This is a genomic window from Bordetella bronchiseptica (assembly GCF_900636925.1).
GTDB classification, from domain to species: domain Bacteria; phylum Pseudomonadota; class Gammaproteobacteria; order Burkholderiales; family Burkholderiaceae_B; genus Bordetella; species Bordetella pertussis.
This window is the reverse complement of record NZ_LR134326.1, coordinates 3,419,080-3,433,770: the sequence shown is the minus strand read 5'-3', so window position 1 is coordinate 3,433,770 and position 14,691 is coordinate 3,419,080. Positions and strand designations below refer to the sequence as shown.

Genomic DNA, 14,691 nt, shown 5'->3' with positions numbered 1-14,691 from the left:
CCCGTCCGGCCATCGAGGCTCGCCTTGAACGCTGCGCAAAGTGTCGGCCATACGCTGGGCCTCGAGCTGGAAATGGTGGTGGCCTGTCGTGCGACCGGGGCCAGCCATCCGGTGGCGCGTCATTTCGAATCGCTGCGCAACTTGCGCCGTCAACGCGGAGAGTCCGTGCAGGAGTGCCGGCTGGGCGCGCGCCTGTGCGGGGTGGGCGGTCCCCATGGCCTGAGCGGGCTTGATAACGGCTATAACCTGCTCGAAACCGCATTCGCGCCTGTGAACGGCGGCGCGGGAGGGCTGCGCCGATTGGCCGAAGCGGTGCGCCGCGAGCTGCGCGACACGCAGCTCGCCTTGGCCGCGGAGGGGGCGATGCTGATCAACGCGGCCGAGCATCCCGCCGCCAGCCTGGATGCCGACTGGTACCGGCGAGTGCGGGTGCCGCGGCCCATCTACGAGGAGCTCGTCGGCCAGCGAGGCTGGCTGCACCGGATCGGGATAGACGCCAAGGCACAGAACAGCCCCTGCACGTCGGTTCCCGTGGCCATTGCCGCGCGCTGCCTGAACGTCGTGCTGGCGCTGGCTCCCGCGCAGATCGCCATGTTCGCCAACAGCCCGCTGGAGGCAGGGCGGGTGACCGGTCTCAAGGAAAACCGCCTGACCCTGTGGCCGCGCATGTTCCGAGGCGCGCGCTACCTGGGCGACGACCTGCTGCATCGCCTGCCTGCAAGGCCGTTTCGCGATCTCGGCGATTATTTCCGCTGGATGTTCGGCGGATTGACCTCCAGCCGGGCGCTACCGCCGGGCGATGCTTGCGACTACAAGAACGCCGATGTGGCCTGCCTGGTGGGAGCTCCTTCGCTGGCAGAGTTCCTGTATGCAGGCGCGTGGCCGGCGCGAAACCTGAATGATGGCGGTTCCGTGCGTCTGGCCGCGCGCAGCGAACATTTCGTCTATTCGCAGTTCGCGCAGTTCCTGGACGCGCGTTGGCGCTACAGGATGCCGATCGTCCCCGCCTTGCCGGCGCTGTTGCGAGCCTGGGACAGGCAGGGCGGCCTGGAAGCGCTGTTCGAGCAGGCCGGCGCGCAAGGTTACATCGAGGGGCGCGCGCCGGGCGCGGTATTTGCCGATGCCGACTTGCTGCGCTCAGCCGGCGATGCCGTCGCGGCCAGCGCGCCGATGGCGGCGTCGGCGCTGCAATTGGGGCTGTTGCGCAATCTGCACGACGCCGAGGCCCTCGTGAGGCGATGGGGCTGGCTGCGCTTGCGCGCGTTGCGCGATCGGGCCATCGCTTTGGCGTTGGACGATGCGCAGGTGCGCTGCCTTTGCCAACAGGTCGTGGCGGTAGCCGAAGGCGGACTGGCCGGCGACGAACAGCAATGGCTCGATTATGTGCGCTACGTGGTGGAAACCGGCGAGACCGCCGCGGACCGCATGCTGCGCTTGTGGCGCCAGGCGCGCGGCACGCCTGAGATGCGCCGCGCACAGGTATGCCGGCAGCGCGCGGTGCTGTCCTAGGATCCGGCACATTCTTTTCCAGGTCTCGTTGGCCAGGCCCGTCAGTGCTCCGCTTCGTACACCTCGTCGGCCGCCAGCAGAATATCCACCGGTGGGTCGAAGCCGATGCGCCGCGCCGTTTCCAGATTGATGGCTATCTTGGCGGGGGCATTCCAGACCTGGCTGATGCTGCGCGGCTTTTCCCCATTGAAAATGCGGGCAATGGTCTGGGCGTGGAACATGCCTACGCTGGAGTAGTCCGCCTTGGCCAGGCTCATCAACAGGCCGGCCTTGACCTCGTCGGAGCCTTGCATCGAGAAACTGGGTACGCGGGCGGCGCGCAGCAGCGCGGCGAGCTGCTTGACGGACTTCGAGGTGATGCCCCGGTGCTCGGTGACGTAAAAGGCGTCGACTTCGCTCGACAGCTTCTGGTAGCAATTCAGAACGTTCTGGGTTGCTGTGGCGATGGGGATGCCGGTCGCGCGTGCGTCGCAACGCTTGACGGAGAAATCCAATGTCGGCATTAGTGCAGCGACCTTATCGATGGCTGCGTAAGTGCGGCCTGCTTCGGTGTCTTCGTAGACCAGTCCAAGCGTCTTGAACGGCACGATGTCATGGAGCAGCTGGATCTGCCGCTGGTAGTGGTCGGGCTGTACCCGGGCATGCAGGTTGTCCTGGCCGCTGTCGGCTGCACTGGGTATGATCCGGGCGCTTATCGGGTCGGTCGACGAGACGACCACGGTAGGTACCGGCGTGCCCAGTTCGACCATGTCCTGTCCGGCCCAGGTGCCCATGGCGATGATCAGGTCGATGTCCTTGGCGCCACGCAGGCGTGCCGCAACGGCTTCGCGCACGGCGGGCCGCAAGGCGGTGTCGAAGTTGCCGGGCTGCCACCACGCATCGGGCACGAACTCGATGTAGTTGCTGCGGGCATGCGTGGCCAGGTAAAGCCAGGCCTTTCGCATATCGGTTATCTCAGGCATGTCGTCGATATGCAGCCATCCGAGCTGTTGCAATGCGCGCGCGATCGCGTAGAGCGTGCGCGGATACTCTTCGTACTCGCCGCTACCCACATAACCGATGCGCCATTTCCGGCCGGAGGTATGGGAGGGAGGCGGAAGGCGGGGCGAGGTAAGGGCGACGTCGGAGCTCAGGGCCGCGACAGGGGGAGGGCTGGATGCCGCCGCGATGGGCCACGCGAGGCCAAGAAGCAGGGCGAGCGGGGCGAGTATTCCGGGGCGAAGGGTCATGGGCGATGAATGGCGATGATAGTGAGATCGTCGGATTGTTCGGAATCGGCGGCGAATTCGCGTAGGTCGTGCAGAATGTGCTCGATGAGTTCGGCCGCTGCGCGCGGCGCGCCCTGCATCAGGGCGACCAGCCGCGGCAGCCCATACTGGGCGCAGCCGCCGTGGATGGCTTCGGTGACGCCGTCGGTAAACGCGACCAGCGAGGTGCCGTTCGGCAAGGTGGTGCTCAGGGTGGAATACGCTTCGTTGTCCAGCACGCCGCAGGCCGCGCCGCTGCTTCCTTGAAGCAGGCGAACCTCGCCTCGTTCGTCGATGAGCAACGGCGGCGGGTGGCCGGCGTTGACCCAGGCCAGGGCGCCTGTTTCCGGGGTGAAGACGCCTATCAGCAAGGTGACGAACATCAGCTTGGGGTTGTTCTCGGCCAGACGGTGGTTCACCTTGGTGGCGATGGCGCCCGGGTCGTGCTCTTCTTCCGCCACGCTGCGTATCAAGGTCCTGACGATGGCCATGAACAGGGCCGCGGGCACGCCTTTTCCGGATACGTCGCCGATGGCAAAGCACAGACGCCCGTCTGCCAGCACGAAGTAGTCGTAGAAATCCCCACCGACCTCCCGGGCCGGGTACATGACGGCACGCAACTGGCTGCCGCGCGTGGCCGCATCGGACAACGGCTGGGGAAGCAGGCCAAGCTGGATGGAGCGGGCAATGCTCAATTCGCTTTCGAGGCGTTCGCGGTTCGATATCTGCGCCATCAGGGCCCGCACATTGTGGTGCAGCTGTTCGTTCATGAACAGGAACGATTCGGCGAGTTGTCCGACTTCGTCGCGCCGCCGGCGCGGCAGGCATGCCACCGACGGCGGAACCCGGATCGGCTCGGTGAGGTCCTGGTTGGGAAGCTGGCGAGCGTAGTTGCTCAGTTGCGCCAACGGCCGGGCGATGCGCACCGCCACCACCCATGCCAGCATCAGCCCGGCCAGCAAGGTGGCGGCGAAGATCAGTGCCTGCCGGCGCACCAGGTTCTGTGCCGGGTCGGTCAGGTCCGGCTCGGGAACGACACCGATGATGGTCCAATGCAGCGGCTTGTATCGCAGGGCGTCGATCTGCCAGGCGCTTTCGCCGTTGGTAAAGCGCAACGTCAGGCCGCGGGTAGACGAGATTTCGGCAAGCATCGTATGCAATACCCGTCCTGATTCGACGTCTGTCGAGTCCAGCAGCCGGGCGGCCGACGGGGGCGGCGGCACGATCACCGTGCCATCGTCCGCAACCACGAACACGAAACCATGGCGGCTGAGCCGCAGCTCCGACAGGTTCCGGTCTATCGCGGCAATCATGCTGGCTTTCTGGGCGGCAACCTTGTCGATGATGGCTTGTGAGCTATCGGAGATGGCGAGAACCCACTTCCACGCGGGGAAGTACACGAAATAGGCGTGCCGCATCTGGGCGGACTCGTCCAGGGGAGACGGATAGATGGCGAAGCCGCGACCGCCGTTGCGGCTTTCCTCGTACATGGCGGCGGCGAGCGGCCGGCCCTTGAAATCGCGGATCCCGGAGAGGTCCCGGTCGATCATCCGGGGGTTGGTGCTGGCCAGCACGGTGCCTTCCGCGTCATAGGCGAAGGCGACGCGGCGTGGCCCCAGGTCGAGATGGTTCAGCCAGACACGCGCCATGCCCTTGGCGGCGCCGGTAGTGACGTGTCCGCGCTCGGCCTGCGCGGCATAGGCGTTCAGCACCGATATCACGACCGCGCTGAGCTGGATCAGTTGCCTGCGGCTTTCCCGGATGGTGCGGATCTTGTCGTCGAGCAGCGTGGACCAGCGCGTGTCGGTGTCACGAACTACCAAGTCCATGATGTTACTGACGGCATGCAGTTCGTTCTTGATGATGTTGTTCGTGACATCGCGCTGGGTCACGAGCATCACGACGATGCCTACGAGTAGCAGCGTGGATGCAATGAGCAGGAGGAACTTCCCACGCAATGAAAGCGGCAGCTCTAGCCGGGGAGTACGGCGCATGAACATGAAAGGGTTTCGTACTACGTGCGGGCAGCGCGCGTTGGATTGCGTGACATGCCGTCACGGGCTGCCGCATGGTTGGATTCAGCCATGAGTACGTGGTTCGATCGCGGAAAAGGGGCGTTGCGCAAGCTGAACTCGCGCCCATTGCTGGGCGTGACGCTGGCATGCGTGGCGTTGCTGTGGCTGGCGCAGGGCCTGACCGGATTGTTGACGCTGAGCGCCCTGCAGCGGCAGATCGTCGACGCGACCGCCGCGCGGGTCGAGGCGAGCGCGCGGCAATCGGCGATAGTCATCGAGAACGGCGTGCGCCTGGGCAAGCCGCTGGAGCAGTACTTCGGCCTGCGCGACCTGCTGGACGGGTTGCTGGAGGAGTCCCATGGTGTCACCGGAGTAGCGGTTGTGCTGAAAGACGGCCGATTAGTGGCGTCGGCCGGAGTGTTGGTTCCGCATGCGGCGCGGCTGGCGCGCGCTTTGGCCTTTCCCGATGATGAGCCGGACGTGCAGCGCCAGCCGTCGGGCAGCGTACGCCTGGTCGGCGACGAAGCGGTTTCGCTGGGTATTCCGTTGGCCGGAAGCGACGGCATCGTGCGAGCCGCGCTGGTGCTGGGCTGGCCGCGCGATCCCGCCTTCATGCATGCGCTGATGTGGCGCAACCTGCAGGCCCTGGCCTTGGTCACGGCGGCCGTTGCGCTGGCCCTGGCGCTGGCGCTGGCGTTGGTCCTGCGCCGCGGCGAACGGCGCAGGCGGGAGCGCGGCGGCGCCCGGGCCCGTTTCGTGCTGCCCCTGGTCGCGCTGTTGCTGGCGCAAGGCGTGTACGCGGGCTACACGATAGACATGTTCCGGGACGTGTGGCTGGATGTTGTCCGCCACAATGCCGTCGTGCTGGCCACGGGTTTGCAGCGCGGCCTGGATCGCGTATTGGGCTACGGCCTGGAACTGCACCAGTTGCGCGGCGTGGACCGGCTGTTTTCCCGCACCATACATGCCTATCCATTGATCGGCTCGATCGCGCTGGTGGCAAGCGATGGCAGGGTGCTGCAGGAAGTGGACGCGCGCGGTAGCGTCACCGGCGACGCGCAGCGGCGATTTGCGGACGACCCGGGCTACACGGTGTCGCTGCCGCTGGGCGGCCCCGACGCCAGCCGTGGCGCGCTGGCCCTGCGGCTGGACGGCGGCGCGGTCGCGGCGGCCTTGCGTGATCGCGCCCTGGACGCGGCGACGGTGGCGGTCGTGGCGCTGGTGGTGGCGGTCGAGTTGTTGCTGCTGTTGGCGGTGGTCATGAACCGGGCGTTGCCGAACGGACAAGGCCGGCAACCGTCTGCTGACGGTACGGACGTGGGCGGATTGACGCGCCCCGTGATGTTCGGCTATCTGTTCGCCTGCGCCATGCCGGCCAGTTTCTTGCCGCTGTTCGCCCGCAGCCTGCCCGCCGCGAACCTCCCCTTGCCGCCTGGCCTTCTGATAGCCTTGCCGATCTCCCTGGAGATGGGGTGCGGGTTGCTCGCGGCCTTGATGGCGGGCAGATTGAGCGAGCGCAAGGGTTGGCGCCATGCCGTGCTGCAGGGCTTGCTGCTTTCATGTATCGGATTCGTGGCCAGTGCGTTGGCGCCCAATCTGGCATGGTTCGTGTCGGCGCGTGGCGTCGTCGGCCTGGGATACGGCTTGACGTGGATGGGCCTGCAGGCATTGGTTGTCAGCCGCAGTCCGCCGACGCATCGCGGCCGCAGCATGGCCGGTGTGGTCGCGGGCCTGTTCGCCGGGCAGCTCTCGGGCGTCGCCGTGGGCGCAATGCTGATGGAGCAGCTCGGTTTCCGCGCCGTCTTCGCGATCGGGGCGGTCTTGCTCTTGCTGCCCTTGGCCGGCGTTGCCTCGCTGTTGCGGGCCTGCGCGCTCCCTCCCGCAATGGCCGCCTCGACCTCCGCCCCGCAGGGCAGGCGCGCGCCCTTGGGGCCCCTGCTGCGCGGGCGCGGCTTCGGCATGTTGCTGCTGACGAGCGTGATTCCATTTTCGATAGCCCAGGTGGGCGTGATGTCGTTCGCCTTGCCCCTGTACCTGGAAGCCGAAGGGGCGGCGCCGGCGAGCATCGGGCGCATATTCATGATCTATGGGGTTTGCGTGGTCTACCTGGGGCCGCTTGTGGCCAGGTGGGTCGACTGGTCCGGCGTGCGCTGGCCGTGGATCGTGTTGGCGGGAGCGCTCGGGACCGCCGGCTTGCTGGTGTTCCGGCTGCTGCCTGACGGATTGCTCGCCGCTGGCGTGGCGCTCTCGCTGCTTGCCTTGGCCGGCTGTTTCGCGGGCGCCTCGCAAATGCCCTATATGCTGGAGTTGCGCGCTGTTCGCGAGCATGGCGCCGCGGGCGCGGCCAGCGTGATGCGCGCGGCCGACAAGCTGGGGCAGATGCTGGGGCCCTTGCTGATCGGGGCGCTGTCGGGTCCGCTCGGAATGGGCGCCGCCATGGCGGCGCTGGGGATGATGTACCTGGGCGCCACGCTGTGGTTCGTGCTGGCGTGCCCTTGGCGGCAGGGCGGCGGCTAGGCAAGGGGGCCGCGCAGCAGCGCCGCGTGGTCGGCTCGCATCAGGGGTACGCGCGCCGTCAGCCCGGTGAGCAACTCGGCGGCGATGGTGTCCGCCGCGTGCGCGATGTGTTCGACCGGCAGCTGCGGCGAGCCCCACAGTACGACGGGCGCGCCCCGGGCCGCGGCGGGGATCGGCCGCAGATCGACAGCCATCAGGTCCATCGAAATCCTGCCCACCGTCCGTGTCAGCACGCCGTCTACCTGGACAGGGAAGCTGGCTCGTGGATTGTGCGGGTAGCCGTCGCCGTACCCGCAACGCACCAACCCCAGCGCCATCGGCTGGTCGGCCACGAACGCGCAACCGTAGCCGACCGAGGCGCCGGCAGGCAGTTTCTGCGTCGCGCACAATGTGCTGCGCAAGGTCATGGCGGGGCGCAGGCCCAGATCGCGCCCGACGCGGTCCGGAATGGGGCTTACGCCATACAGTGCCAGACCGGGACGGACCCAGTCGGTTCGCGCCGCCATCGTCGGCATGACACAGGAGGCCGCCGAATTGCAGGTGGAAACCGGCCCCGGCAGGCCCCGGATGCAGGCCTCGAAATCGGCGTGCTCGCGTTCGAGATCGCCGACGCTGGCGGCGTTCGCGTAGTGGTTCAGATGGCCCACGCCACGCAGCGCGCCATGCTGCTGCAGCTCACGGCAGCGCGCATAGGCGCGCCGATACTCGCCGGCGTCCAGCCCGCCCAGCCGCGTGGCGCCGATGTAGCGCAGCCATACCCAGGGCGCGCACGCATACAAGGGCTTGCCTGGCAGCCATTCGAGTTGCGTCATGTCGGTGATGACCAGGTGCAGCTGTTGCAGCGTCAGGAGCGCGGCCTCGCGTTCGTGGGTCAGCCCGGCATAGACCATGATGGGACCGCGCCAGCCGACACGGCGGCACTGGTGGGCTTCGTGCAGATGCCGGACGGCGATGCCGTCGGCGGCGCGCAGGCCCGGCAGAACATTGTGCAGTCCGTGCCCATAGGCATCGGCCTTGACGGTGGCCCATATGCGCGGACCATCGACGCCCACGCCCAGCCGTTGGCGCAGGACTTCCAGGTTGTGGGCCACCGCAATCGGGTCGATGCAGGCATGGAGGCCGGGAATCGGAGCGTCGAAGGGATCGGACGCGAGGGGCATGGCTGTGGCCTCGTCGATGTCGATGGGTGCAGGACTGTCACGCCGGGCATGGCATGCGCAGCGGGCGGCGCATGGCGCGGCGATCAGGATTCAGGCGCTGAGTGTGATGTCAGGGTGAGATGGTTCCATCCGTCGCGGCGCTGGTAGCTGAGCGCGTGCATGAAGTGGCGCATCAGCCGCAGGCCGTGCCCGCCCGGCTGCGCGTCGTCCAGGCTGCGGGCCAGAGGGGGGGAAAGGGCCTGAGTGGGGTCGTAGGCGGCGCCGTTGTCGGCAATGTGCAGGCTGACTTCCCGTCGTGTCTGACGTAGCGTCAGGTGTATCGCGGCCGGGTGGCCGGGCGTGAACGCATGGGACACGATGTTGTTCAGCGCCTCGTCGGCGCACAGCGTCAGTGTGAAGCGCAGGCGGGCGGACCAGCGGTCGCGCAGGGCGATGTGTTCCAGCCAGTACAGCGCGTCGGTTGCCGTAGTGGCGGTGACGGACAGCTCCAGCGTATCGGTTTTGCTTGACATGACGTATCGCGCAACGCAATGCCGGCAAGTATGCCCGAGTCATGAGAACGCAGAGGATTCGTACAGCGTCGGATATTTCGCGCACTAACGCTGTCCCGTATTATTCGCGCAGACGAAGGTGCGTTAGCGAGCGAGGTCAGCGCATGAAGTTGACGATGGACAAGATAGACGGCATGTTGATTGCGTGCCTGCAAGGCGTGGTGAACAGCGCGAACGCGGAACAGCTCGAAGCCGAGCTGGCGGCGCAGGTCGACAAGGGCGAGCGCCGTGTCGTGCTGGATCTGGGGCGGCTTGACTACATTTCCAGCGCAGGGCTGCGCGTGGTGTTGCTGGTGGCCAAGCAACTGCGGCAGGTCCAGGGCGAACTGGTGCTGTGCGAACTGAAGCCGCACGTGCGAGAAGTATTCGAGATCAGCGGTTTTCTTAGCATATTCCCGGTGGCGAATTCGCGAGAGGCCGCTGCCGCCGCCTTCAAGACGGCCTTGCCCCGCTAGAGATATGGCGTGGCCAGCCAGATCACCTTGTTGCGCAGGCGCTTGATGAACGGCTGCGCGTTCAGGGCCTGCAGTGTTTCCTGCCGTGCGTGGCGGATCTGCGCGTCGATGCGCTGCCCGATCCAGCCGGCCAGTTCACGATCGTAGATTTCGGTGTCCAGCTCGAAGTTCAGGCGCAGGCTGCGCGGGTCCATGTTGGACGAGCCCACATAGGACCAGGCATCGTCCACCGTCAGCAGCTTCGAGTGGTCGAAGGCGCCGGCCGAGCGCCATACGCGGCACCCCGTGCGGATGACCTGGTCCAGTTGTGCGCTCATGGCGTAGTTGACCAGGCGCAGGTTGTTCGAGCCCGGAATCACGATATCGACCCTGATGCCGCGGCGTGCGGCGGTCCCCAGTGCGCCGATCAGCGTCTGGTCAGGCAGGAAATAGGGGGATTGGATCCGCACATGGCGCTGCGCCACCGCCAGCGCGCCCAGCAGCATCTTGTGCGTGCTGCCCAGGGCGCTGTCCGGCCCCGAGGCCACGCAGCGCATCGGCACCGAGCCCGGCGCGCGTTCGGGAGCCGGCGGGAACCAGGTCGGGCCTTCCAGGGATTCGCGGGTCGTGAAATTCCAGTCGTGCGCGAAAACCGCCATCAGTTGCGCCACCACCGGACCTTCCAGGCGGAAGTGGGTATCTCCGTTGGCGGCCTTGCCGGCCAGGGCCGTCACGAAGGCGGCGCGGATGTTCATGCCCCCGGTGAAGCCGACATGTCCGTCGACCACCAGGATCTTGCGGTGGCTGCGCAGGTTCGCGTAGGGCATGCGCATGACGCCCAGCGGGTTGGTCATGAAGCGCGCGGTGCGCACGCCGCCGCGCACCAGCGTACGAATGATCGGCGGACGGGAGTACTTGCTGCCGATGGCATCGATGAGCACGCGCACCTGCACGCCGCGCTGCTGCGCCTCGACCAGGGCCTGCGCCATTTCGCGGCCGATCGGATCGCAGTCGAAGATATAGCTTTGCATGGCGATCGAGACGCGCGCCTCGCGTATCGCCTGCATCATGGCGGGATAGGCCTCGTCGCCGCCGGCCAGCGGCCGCACCTGGTTGCCGCCCAGCAGGCGGAAGCGGCTGACCTGGTCGCCCAGCACGCGCAGCGAGGCGAATTGCGGACCGCTGCAGGGGACCACGTCCTCGACCTGGGCGTCGGGATGGCCCGTGTAGGCCAGCATGGCGTCGTCGTGCTGCTGCGACACCAGCGAGCGGCGGATGCGGTTGATGCCGGCGACGAAATAGAGCAGGGCGCCAAAGAGCGGCGAGAACAGGGCGACCCCGACCCAGGCGATGGCGGCGCGCACATCCTGTTTGGTCATGGCGGCATGCACGGCGGCGCCGGTGCCGGCGACCACGCTGATCGCAAAGACGATATGCGGCCAATAGTCGCGCAGCAATTGTTCCAATGGGTCCATGGCGTCCGGGAGAAAGGCTTGCGTGGCAGCCGGGGCCGCCAGCGGCGGGTCCGGTATGTGGGTACGGATGCGCAAGGATAGCAACAAGATTTGCCCGCCGGAAGCGCCGGGGCTGATGCGTCATTTATTTTGTGCTAGAATCTCGTTTCTTTGCTGCGGTGGCTGTAGCTCAGTTGGTAGAGTCCCGGATTGTGATTCCGGTTGTCGTGGGTTCGAGTCCCATCAGCCACCCCACCCGAATTCGTTGGAAAACAGGCACTTAGGCGCAAGCCGAGGTGCTTTTTTTCTTGGGCGAACGGTGGCAGGATCCCGATTTGGCGGCAAGGCGTTCGCGCAGAACGCCGGCTGCCGCCCTGATCCTGATTGGGTTGCGCAAAACTGCCCGGCCCTCGCAGAGGCGGGACCTAGATGAACGATCCCGGCAAAGGTGGCCTGGCCTGCGAGAGTTCGAGGTGGATCAGCGGATAGGGCTTGCCCTGATCGTCGAGCGGTGAGCGTCCTGTGCGTTGGAAGCCCAGCTTTTCATAGAAACCGATTGCCTGGGCATTTTGCTCGTTGACGTCGGTCGTCATCCTGGGATACAGCATGGCGCCGTGGCGCACCAGGGCGGTGCCGATTCCCCTGCCACGGGCGGCAGGGTCGACGAACAGCGCCTGCATGTGGCCGTCTTCGATGAGCATGAAGGCCATCGGATAGTCGTTGTCATCGACGGCAAGCCAAAGCGGAGCCTGGGGCAGGAAGCCACATACCATCTCGTCGATCGCCAGGCGGTCTTGCGGCGTCAGGAAATCATGGCTGGCGTCCACCGCGGCTCGCCAGATTTCAACGGTGCGCGCGCCGTCTGCGGGGCGGGAAGCTCTGATGCTGGTCATCCTGGCATGATATATCGGTTGGACGTCGGCTACGCCGGGCGACGCCGGCGCGGGGCAGCCCGCGTCCACCTCCTGCGCGTGATGCCTGTTAAGAATTCGTGCACGATGCCGTATTGAGTGTATATATTTCGCGTCTACTTGGGGGGGCTGGTCATGGTCGGCAGGAGTTGTCATCGTGCAGGGTGGTTATACCGGGCGACCTTCCTCTTATACGCCGCAAACTGTGCTTATCCCGCGAACGCCCAGTCGGTTTCTGGTTCCGGCCAGGTGTCGAACGGGCCGATCCAGTCACCGCACTGGGTGGTGGGCGGGGCACTGATCGTCGGGGATACGGGCGCCGGGACCTTGCTCATCGAGGCCGGCGGTACCGTGCTCAACGACTGGGCCTATATCGGCAGTGACAATGGCGCTGTGGGCACCCTGACGGTGTCGGGCCGCGACGGCGCCGGGGCCGCGTCGACCTGGACGACTGTCGACGCTGTGTCGATCGGCGTTGCGTCGGGCAGCAGGGGCACGCTCGAGGTGCTCGGCGGGGCCATGGCGCAAAGCGGATGGGGCACCATCGGCGTCACTGCAGGCAGCGTCGGAAGCGTGACCGTGTCCGGGACCGGGTCGGTGTGGAATATCGCCACGGTCAATTCGTTCCAGATCGGCTCGAGCGGCAGCGGGACGCTGTGGATCGACCAGGGTGGCGCAGTGCATAGCGGGCAGGGCGTCATCGGTTGGAACCCCGGCAGCGACGGGCACGTCACGGTATTGGGCCCGGCAACGGTATGGAACCCGCTGAACAATATCTATGTCGGTCTCGGCGGGACTGGCGAACTGGCTATCCGGGACGGCGCGGCCGTTGCGACGGCAGGGTCGAGCTCGCCGGGCGCCGCGGCATCGATCTACATCGGGACGAGCGCAGGGAGCGCCGGCACGGTAACGGTGTCGAGCGCGACGGCCGACACCTCGACGCTCACGTCGACCGACCGTATCGAAATCGGCTCGGGCGGCGCCGGGGTGCTGACTGTCGCCAAAGGCGGGATGGTGGGCGTCGCCAGCGACGCCTGGATAGCCATCACGGGCACATCCTCCGGAACGCTGAACCTGACCGGCGATGCCAGCGGCCGAGGCGTGCTGGAAACGGGCTCGGTCATCAAGGGCGCCGGCAACGCGACCTTCAACCTGGATGGCGGGGTCCTGCGCGCCAATCGTGACGAGGCCAATTTCCTCAATGGTTTCTCCACGCAGGCGGTGGGAAGCGGCGGCGCCTGGTTCGATACGAATGCCCATGACGTGGGCGTTGTCACCGCCTTCTCGGGTACGTCCAGCTTCAACAAGCTGGGAGCCGGCACGCTGACGCTGTCAGGCAACAGCGCCGCGTTCACGGGGAACACCGATATCCAGGCCGGAACGCTGCAGGTGGACGGCATTCTTGGCGGGCCGGTGGATGTGCTTGCGGGGGCACGGTTGACCGGTACCGGGCGCGTCGGTGCGACGGCCAACAAGGGCACCATCGCGCCGGGCCCGCGCAGCAGCTTTGGCACCCTGACGATCGCCGGGGATTACGCGGCCCAGGGCGGCAACCTGGAAATCCGCACGCAGCTTGGCGCCGACGACTCGCCGACCGACAGGCTGGTGATCACGGGCGCCAGCGCTGGCGTGACACCGGTCACGGTCGAGAATATCGGCGGCACGGGCGCCTCGACCCAGCGGGGCATACAGGTCGTGCAGGTCAATGGCGCTTCGGCAGGCCGGTTCAACCTCGCCAACGGCGATTACGTCATCGAGGGGCGTCCGGCGCTGGTGGCCGGCGCCTATGGCTATGTGCTGCAGCAGGACGCCGCCGACGGCGATTGGTATCTGAGATCGTCTCTGCTCGACCCTGGGGCTCCCCAAGGCGGGGACGGTCTGCCGGGCGCCGGGGAGCCCGTGCTTTATCAGCCCGGCGTGCCGGTCTATGAAGCCTATGCCAACACGCTGCTGCATCTGAGCCGGCTTTCCACCTTGCGCCAACGGGTCGGCAATCGCCTTTATGACCCGGCAGATGTCGGCCGCAACGGCGTATGGAGCCGCGTCGAGGGCTCCGCGAGCCGGCTCGATCCTTCCGCGTCCACGACTGGCGAACGCCAGGACGTCGATAGCTGGAAAGTGCAGTTCGGTGTCGACCGTATCCTGGCCGGCGGGCAAGAGGGCTCCCGCCTGGTGGGCGGATTGGCGCTGCAGTACGGCAAGGCCGACACGCGCGTGTCGTCGATATACGGCAATGGCACCGTCGACACCACGGCCTATGGCCTGACTCCGACGCTGACCTGGTACGGCAGGGACGGCGCCTATGTCGATGCCCAGGCCCAGGCGATCTGGTTCGACAGCGACCTGAGTTCACGGCTGGCCGGCAAGCTCAAGGATGGCCGGAAAGCGCATGGCTATGGGCTGGGTATCGAAGCGGGCAAGGCCTTCGGATTGCGGGAGGGGCTGGCCCTGATCCCGCAGGCGCAATTGTCGTACGCATCGACCCGCTTCGACAGCTTCAATGACAGATTCGGCGCCCGCGTTGAAGACGATAAGGGCGACAGCCTGCAGGGCCGTCTCGGCATCGCGCTGGACTACAAGAGCAGCTGGCAAGCGGGCGGCGCGAACCGGGAGTCGAGCGTCTTCGGCATCGTCAATGTGAAGCATGAGTTCCTGGATGGCATGCGCGTGCGCGTTGCCGGGGTGCCGGTAAGCAGCCGCATGGCGCGCACCTGGGGCAGCGTGGGAGTGGGGGCCGATTACGGTTGGGGAGAACGCTACGCCATTTACGGCGAGGTGGACGCCGATGCAGATTTCGCCGGCAGCTACATCGTCACCGCGACCGCGGGGTTCAGGATGATGTTCTAGATTCGGCAAGCCGCTTGCGCCGGTATGGGGGCGCGCGCGGCCTGCG

Annotated in this window: 10 protein-coding genes and 1 tRNA gene; 5 read left to right on the top strand and 6 right to left on the bottom strand. The window is 66.6% G+C overall.

What is annotated here, in order from left to right:
- The first annotated feature begins 24 nt into the window (after positions 1-24).
- The gene (locus EL288_RS15930) at positions 25-1,509 is read left to right on the top strand and encodes a glutamate-cysteine ligase family protein (protein ID WP_003809921.1); all 1,485 of its coding nucleotides are present in this window, start codon (positions 25-27) and stop codon (positions 1,507-1,509) included.
- A 41-nt stretch (positions 1,510-1,550) separates the two neighbouring features.
- Here EL288_RS15930 and EL288_RS15925 read toward each other — a convergent pair whose 3' ends face one another.
- Both EL288_RS15925 and EL288_RS15920 read right to left on the bottom strand, forming a co-directional pair.
- Positions 1,551-2,738 carry an ABC transporter substrate-binding protein gene (locus EL288_RS15925; RefSeq protein WP_003809924.1) on the bottom strand — a complete coding sequence of 396 codons (1,188 nt, stop codon included), beginning with the start codon at positions 2,736-2,738 and terminating at the stop codon, positions 1,551-1,553.
- Complete coding sequence (locus EL288_RS15920; protein WP_003809926.1) at positions 2,735-4,756, bottom strand: SpoIIE family protein phosphatase; 2,022 nt, start codon at positions 4,754-4,756, stop codon at positions 2,735-2,737. The genes EL288_RS15925 and EL288_RS15920 overlap by 4 nt, the downstream gene beginning before the upstream one ends.
- An 84-nt stretch (positions 4,757-4,840) precedes the next feature.
- Here EL288_RS15920 and EL288_RS15915 point away from each other — a divergent pair, with 84 nt between their 5' ends.
- Positions 4,841-7,288, top strand: coding sequence for an MFS transporter (locus EL288_RS15915; protein ID WP_126621986.1), 2,448 nt, complete (start codon positions 4,841-4,843; stop codon positions 7,286-7,288).
- Here the strand turns inward: EL288_RS15915 and alr are convergent.
- Both alr and EL288_RS15905 read right to left on the bottom strand, forming a co-directional pair.
- A complete protein-coding gene (gene alr / locus EL288_RS15910) occupies positions 7,285-8,448 on the bottom strand; it encodes an alanine racemase (RefSeq protein WP_015039330.1) in 1,164 nt (387 codons plus the stop codon). The genes EL288_RS15915 and alr overlap by 4 nt on opposite strands.
- 83 nt (positions 8,449-8,531) lie before the next feature.
- Entirely contained in the window at positions 8,532-8,960 is a 429-nt protein-coding gene (locus tag EL288_RS15905; RefSeq protein ID WP_003809933.1) for an ATP-binding protein, read from the bottom strand.
- 143 nt (positions 8,961-9,103) lie between these two features.
- On the opposite strand from EL288_RS15905, the gene EL288_RS15900 reads away from it, so the two are divergent.
- A complete protein-coding gene (locus tag EL288_RS15900; protein WP_003809935.1) occupies positions 9,104-9,454 on the top strand; it encodes an STAS domain-containing protein in 351 nt (116 codons plus the stop codon).
- Here the strand turns inward: EL288_RS15900 and EL288_RS15895 are convergent.
- On the bottom strand, positions 9,451-10,908 hold the full coding sequence (locus EL288_RS15895) for a phospholipase D-like domain-containing protein (protein WP_033447682.1): 1,458 nt from the start codon (positions 10,906-10,908) through the stop codon (positions 9,451-9,453). The genes EL288_RS15900 and EL288_RS15895 overlap by 4 nt on opposite strands.
- A gap of 158 nt (positions 10,909-11,066) precedes the next feature.
- Here EL288_RS15895 and EL288_RS15890 point away from each other — a divergent pair.
- Positions 11,067-11,142, top strand: a tRNA-His gene (locus tag EL288_RS15890).
- A gap of 170 nt (positions 11,143-11,312) precedes the next feature.
- Here EL288_RS15890 and EL288_RS15885 read toward each other — a convergent pair.
- Positions 11,313-11,780: an acetyltransferase gene (locus EL288_RS15885; protein ID WP_033453850.1), complete on the bottom strand. Its 468-nt coding sequence runs from the start codon at positions 11,778-11,780 to the stop codon at positions 11,313-11,315.
- 153 nt (positions 11,781-11,933) lie between these two features.
- On the opposite strand from EL288_RS15885, the gene bapA reads away from it, so the two are divergent.
- Entirely contained in the window at positions 11,934-14,645 is a 2,712-nt protein-coding gene (gene bapA, locus EL288_RS15880) for an autotransporter BapA (protein WP_033453852.1), read from the top strand.
- Positions 14,646-14,691: the final 46 nt, after the last annotated feature.

Bases quoted from the DNA above. Each gene is read 5' to 3' on its own strand.
- bapA (WP_033453852.1), top strand. From the start codon at position 11,934: ATGGTCGGCAGGAGTTGTCATCGTGCAGGGTGGTTATACCGGGCGACC.
- EL288_RS15915 (WP_126621986.1), top strand. From the start codon at position 4,841: ATGAGTACGTGGTTCGATCGCGGAAAAGGGGCGTTGCGCAAGCTGAAC.
- EL288_RS15905 (WP_003809933.1), bottom strand. From the start codon at position 8,960: ATGTCAAGCAAAACCGATACGCTGGAGCTGTCCGTCACCGCCACTACG.
- EL288_RS15885 (WP_033453850.1), bottom strand. From the start codon at position 11,780: ATGACCAGCATCAGAGCTTCCCGCCCCGCAGACGGCGCGCGCACCGTT.
- alr (WP_015039330.1), bottom strand. From the start codon at position 8,448: ATGCCCCTCGCGTCCGATCCCTTCGACGCTCCGATTCCCGGCCTCCAT.
- EL288_RS15900 (WP_003809935.1), top strand. From the start codon at position 9,104: ATGAAGTTGACGATGGACAAGATAGACGGCATGTTGATTGCGTGCCTG.
- EL288_RS15920 (WP_003809926.1), bottom strand. From the start codon at position 4,756: ATGTTCATGCGCCGTACTCCCCGGCTAGAGCTGCCGCTTTCATTGCGT.
- EL288_RS15895 (WP_033447682.1), bottom strand. From the start codon at position 10,908: ATGGACCCATTGGAACAATTGCTGCGCGACTATTGGCCGCATATCGTC.
- EL288_RS15925 (WP_003809924.1), bottom strand. From the start codon at position 2,738: ATGACCCTTCGCCCCGGAATACTCGCCCCGCTCGCCCTGCTTCTTGGC.